Origin of the sequence: uncultured Marinobacter sp., from assembly GCF_963974375.1 — a bacterium.
Lineage (GTDB): Bacteria > Pseudomonadota > Gammaproteobacteria > Pseudomonadales > Oleiphilaceae > Marinobacter.
In genome coordinates this window covers 1-4,830 of sequence record NZ_CAXBDN010000302.1, presented here as the reverse complement: position 1 = coordinate 4,830, position 4,830 = coordinate 1, and the positions used below count along the sequence as shown (strand labels likewise).

The window sequence follows — 4,830 nt, the reverse complement described above, 5'->3', positions numbered from 1 at the left end:
GGATGACCTGGCCGAAGCCTCACCCCTGAGTGACCGACTGAAAAAGGATTGACGGACTAGTGGTGGCAGACAGATCCGTTCAGCAGCTCTGAAACCTGATCCGGACATTGAGAAGCTCGCAATGTCCGGATCAGGTTTCAGATTCAGGCGACGGAAACGGATCCGAGCTGGCGGGCCTTCAGTCGGGCAATGTGCTTCTGGCTGAGGGCAACAAATCTGGGGGTAAGGCCTTCATCTTCGTAGATTTCAAAACCATCTTCATCATAGGCCACGACCCGGCTGCCCTGAACGTAGGGGAAGCTGGTTTCGAGTTCATCGAGAGCCGCAGAGATCAGATCACGCATCAGATCCTGGGGAGATTTCATGGGATACAACGAGGCCAGCCGCTGCAATGCCTCATGATGCTCATCCGCCAGATTCATGAAATAGGCGTCCTGTGTCAGGCGACCCTGAGCGTAGGTATCCCAATATTTGATCAGATCTTTAATCTTCATCTTTACCGACTCCTGCCTGTCGTCAACCGCTGCCTGGTTTCTGAAATCCGTTAAACAGGACTTCGACTCAACCAGATTCTCACAAAAAGTGTAGTTGAATCCTGCTGAATACAAGACAGGAAGTCGGTAACGATTTGTACTTATTGTGCAACATTATGGTGCGGAAGCGCACATTTCTGGTGCAAAAGACGCCTCCGGACTCACCTGACACGATCGCGTCTCCTCTGGTCATATTTTTCTGCGCACCTTCAGCGCTTGTTTTCAACACCCTTAACCGACTGCCAGATGGCATCCAGTGCCTCCAGGCTTTCCTGCTCCAGCTCCCTGCCCTGCTCTGCCAGTGCCGCCTCGATGGCCCGGAAACGGGTCTCGAATTTGCGGTTGGTACGACGCAGGGCGGTGTCAGGATTTACTTTCAGGAATCGGGCCAGATTGACACAAACGAACATCAGGTCACCCAACTCGTCCTCCAGTGCATCCCGTTTGTCAGGGTTTTCAAGGGCCTCGGACCAGGCTTCGCGGAGCTCTCCCAGCTCTTCCTCAAGCTTGGCAAATACCGGGCCGATGTCTGGCCAGTCAAAGCCATGGCGGGCGGCCCGGCGTTGCAGTTTTTCCGCGCGCACCATCGCCGGCAAGGCTCCGGGAATATCGTCAAGCCGGCTCGCCGGACCTGCATCCGCCGGCTCGTCCCGGAGTGCGCGTTCCGCCGCCTTGATCTGCTCCCAGCTCCGGGCGATGGCGTCCTGGTCCGGCCGGTTATCCGGATCAATCCGGCTGGCCAGGGTACCGTCCGGGAACACGTGAGGATGACGTCGCAACAGTTTGCGCACCAGATTGTCGACCACGGCGTCAAAATCAAACAGCCCCTGCTCGGTACCTATCTGGCTGTAGAAGATGATCTGAAACAGCAAGTCCCCCAGCTCGTCTTTCAGGTGCGGGTAATCTTCCCGTTCGATGGCATCCGCCACTTCATGGGCCTCTTCCAGGGTATGAGGGAGAATGCTCTGAAAGGTCTGCTCAAGATCCCAGGGGCAACCGGTTTCCGGGTCCCGCAGGCGCGCCATCAGGGTTTTAAGATCAGCAAGGGTGTAACTTTCGCGATCCGGATCGGGGGTCTGGGTCATGATCGTTTGCGCCTGACGTCGATGATATTGGGCAGGTTGCGGATCTGGGCCAGCAGCCGGGCCAGTTGCTCAAGACTGGAAATCTCGACGGTCACCTGCATGGTGGCGGTGTTGTCGTCGGTATTGGTCAGGGTTTGCAAGGCCAGTACGTTGCTGCGGGACCCTGACAGGACCTCGGTAATATCCCGCAGCAAGCCGGAGCGATCATAGGCATCAATCTGGATGTCCACCGGGTAGACCGCCTCTGGCTGGCCTCCCCAGCTCACCTCGATGATGCGGTTGGGTTCGTACTCCCGATGATGCAGAAAGCTGATGCAATCCTGACGATGCACGGTGACGCCGCGTCCCACGGTGATATAACCGCCGATCGGATCACCCGGCAAGGGCTTGCAGCATTTGGCGACCTGGGTCTTGAGTTTGCCGACACCGCGGATCTGGATATCGGACTCGGTGTCGTAACTGCGGTTCTTGCTGCCCAGCAGTTTCAGATCCAGCTGTTTTTCCCTGGGCTCCAGCATCTGCTGCGCAACATTGGCGACGTGGGTCGGGCGCAGATCACCAGCACCGACAGCCGCGAACATATCTTCGGCGTCGGTATAATTTACCTTCCTGGCCAGCACGTTCAGGTCCGTGTCATAAAGTGACAGGCGCTTGAACTCGTCTTCCAGAATCGCCCGGCCATCGACAATGTTGCGCCCGCGATCCTGCTGTTTGAACCAGCTGGTCACCTTGGCCCGCGCCCGTGACGTCTGGATATAGCCCAGACTGGGGTTCAGCCAGTCACGGCTGGGCGCCGGATTGTTGGAGGTCAGGATAGTGACCTGATCACCGGTTTTCAGGGGATAGGTCAGGGGTACGATGCGTTCGTTGACACGGGCTCCACGGCAGGCGTGACCTACCTCGGTATGGACCCGGTAAGCAAAGTCCACGGCGGTCGCGCCCTGGGGCAGATCCACCACATGACCTTCCGGTGTGAACACATAAACCCGATCCGAGGCAATGTCGCTGGTGAGATGATCCGCCAGCCCGGACAGGTCACCCAGGTCTTCCTGCCACTCCAGCACCTGGCGCAGCCAGTTGATCTTGGCGTCGTAGCCGGTTGACCGGTTACCGGTGTCCGTCCCCTTGTAGAGCCAGTGGGCGCAGACGCCCAGTTCGGCTTCCTCGTGCATCTTGTGGGTGCGGATCTGTACCTCCATCACCTTGCCCTCGGGCCCCACTACCGCCGTATGCAGCGACTGGTAGCCATTTTCCTTGGGATTAGCGATGTAGTCATCGAACTCGTTGGGAATATGACGCCAGAGGGTATGCACAATACCCAGGGCCGCGTAGCAATCCTGAACTTCCGGCACCAGAATCCGTACCGCACGGACGTCATAAACCTGGCCGAACTCGATGCCCTTGCGACGCATCTTTCGCCAGATGCTGTATATGTGTTTGGCGCGCCCTGCCAGTTCGGCCTTCACACCGGAATCACGCAGTTCGTCGCCCAGTTCCTTGAGCACGCGCTGGATGTACCCCTCACGGTCCAGGCGCTTTTCATCCAGCTGCCTGGCAATTTTTTTGTAGGCGGATTCGTGCAGGTAGCGGAACGACAGATCTTCCAGTTCCCACTTGATATGGCCGATACCCAGTCGGTGAGCCAGCGGTGCGTAGATATCAAACACTTCCCGGGCAACCCGCATACGCTTGTCCGGCGAGACGTCCTTGACCGCACGAATGGCGCAGGTCCGCTCGGCCAGTTTGATCAGCGCCACCCGGACGTCATCAATCATGGTGACCAGCATCTTGCGGACATTGTCCAGCTGACCTTCACTCTGCCCCAGGACATTGCCCTTGAGCGGATGATGAATCGCCGAAATGGCGGCCATCTGGACCACGCCCTGAATCAGACCGGCCACCTCATCACCAAATTCGGTGCGGATTTCCTCGAGCCCGACGCGACCCTCCCTGACCGCCCGGTACAGGATGGCGGCCACCAGACTGGCCTGATCCAGATGAAGCTCCACCAGTACCTGGGCCATTTCAATGCCCGTACGGAAACTGCTGGAACCGGGGGCCCACAGCCGGTCTTCCTGCACCGCACGCAGGTCTATTTCGGCACTGAGCTCGCAAGCCCGGCGAAACTGGTCCATGTCATCGAGCCGGGTCTGGGATGCGATTTTCTGGACCCAGCTCTCTATGTCTACCTGGCCGTCCTCGGTAACAGCGTAGTCTTCCCGTACTTTTACCATGCCATATTCACTGTATCAGACGTATCGTATCCACCAGGCCCACGGGCTGAGCGCGCGGTCCGGTGAATGAGCGGTTGATCAGACCTGTCAGCGCGCTTTTCGTTCAAACAGGGCCATCGATTCCACGTGGGTGGTGTGGGGGAACATATCCATCACGCCCGCCTTGACCAGGCGATACCCCTTGCTGACGATCACTCCTGCGTCCCGGGCCAGAGTCGCCGGATTGCAGGAAACGTACACGATCCGCCCGGCACCAAACGCCGTCAGGTGCTCGCACACCTCTTCGGCACCGGAACGGGGCGGATCAATCAGAATCTTGTCAAAACCCTCGGCGGCCCAGGGTTCGCCGGTAAAATCACCCTGCAGATTGGCACCGTGGAAGCGGACATTGTCGAGCCCGTTCAGTGCGGCATTCTCGCGGCCCCTGACCACCATGGCATCATCACCTTCAACACCAACCACCTGGCCGGACTTGCGGGCCAGGGGCAGGGTGAAGTTACCCAGGCCGCAGAACAGATCCAGCACCCGTTCGTCGGGCTGAGGGTCGAGCCAGTCCAGCGCCTGCGCGATCATACGCTGATTGATATCGGCATTGACCTGGGTGAAATCCATGGGATGAAAGGTCATGGTCAGGTCAAAGTCGGGCAGCCGGTAACTGAGCCGTTCCAGTCCGCCCTCTGGCCAGATCCGGTGCACGGTATCCGGACCCTTGGGCTGCAGATAGATATGCAAGTCCCGGGCCTTACCGAAGTCGACCAGCGCCGAGTGATCGGCAGCGCTCAGGTCTTTCATGTTGCGGAACACCAGCGCCACTTCGTCGTCACCGCAGGCCACCTCGACCTGGGCAATGGTGTCAAACGCCTCCATGCCATGGATCAGTTCACGCAGATCGGTGATGCGCTCGCCGACCCGCGGATCCAGCACCACGCAACGTTCAATGTCCGCCAGGAAGCTGTTGCGCTTCTCCCGGAAACCCAC

Annotated in this window: 4 protein-coding genes; all 4 read right to left on the bottom strand. The window is 58.7% G+C overall.

Features of this window, described 5'->3' with window-relative positions; translation table 11 throughout:
* Window positions 1-143 precede the first annotated feature (143 nt).
* Window positions 144-494, bottom strand: a complete 351-nt coding sequence (locus AAC035_RS18725; RefSeq protein WP_339806628.1) for a pilin assembly protein — start codon at window positions 492-494, stop codon at window positions 144-146.
* A gap of 248 nt (window positions 495-742) precedes the next feature.
* A complete protein-coding gene (gene mazG, locus AAC035_RS18720) occupies window positions 743-1,618 on the bottom strand; it encodes a nucleoside triphosphate pyrophosphohydrolase (protein WP_339806627.1) in 876 nt (291 codons plus the stop codon).
* Window positions 1,615-3,852, bottom strand: coding sequence for a GTP diphosphokinase (relA, locus tag AAC035_RS18715; RefSeq protein ID WP_339806625.1), 2,238 nt, complete (start codon window positions 3,850-3,852; stop codon window positions 1,615-1,617). The genes mazG and relA overlap by 4 nt, the downstream gene beginning before the upstream one ends.
* Before the next feature lie 87 nt (window positions 3,853-3,939).
* The coding region (gene rlmD, locus AAC035_RS18710) for a 23S rRNA (uracil(1939)-C(5))-methyltransferase RlmD (RefSeq protein WP_339806624.1) at window positions 3,940-4,830 on the bottom strand (891 nt) is incomplete at its 5' end.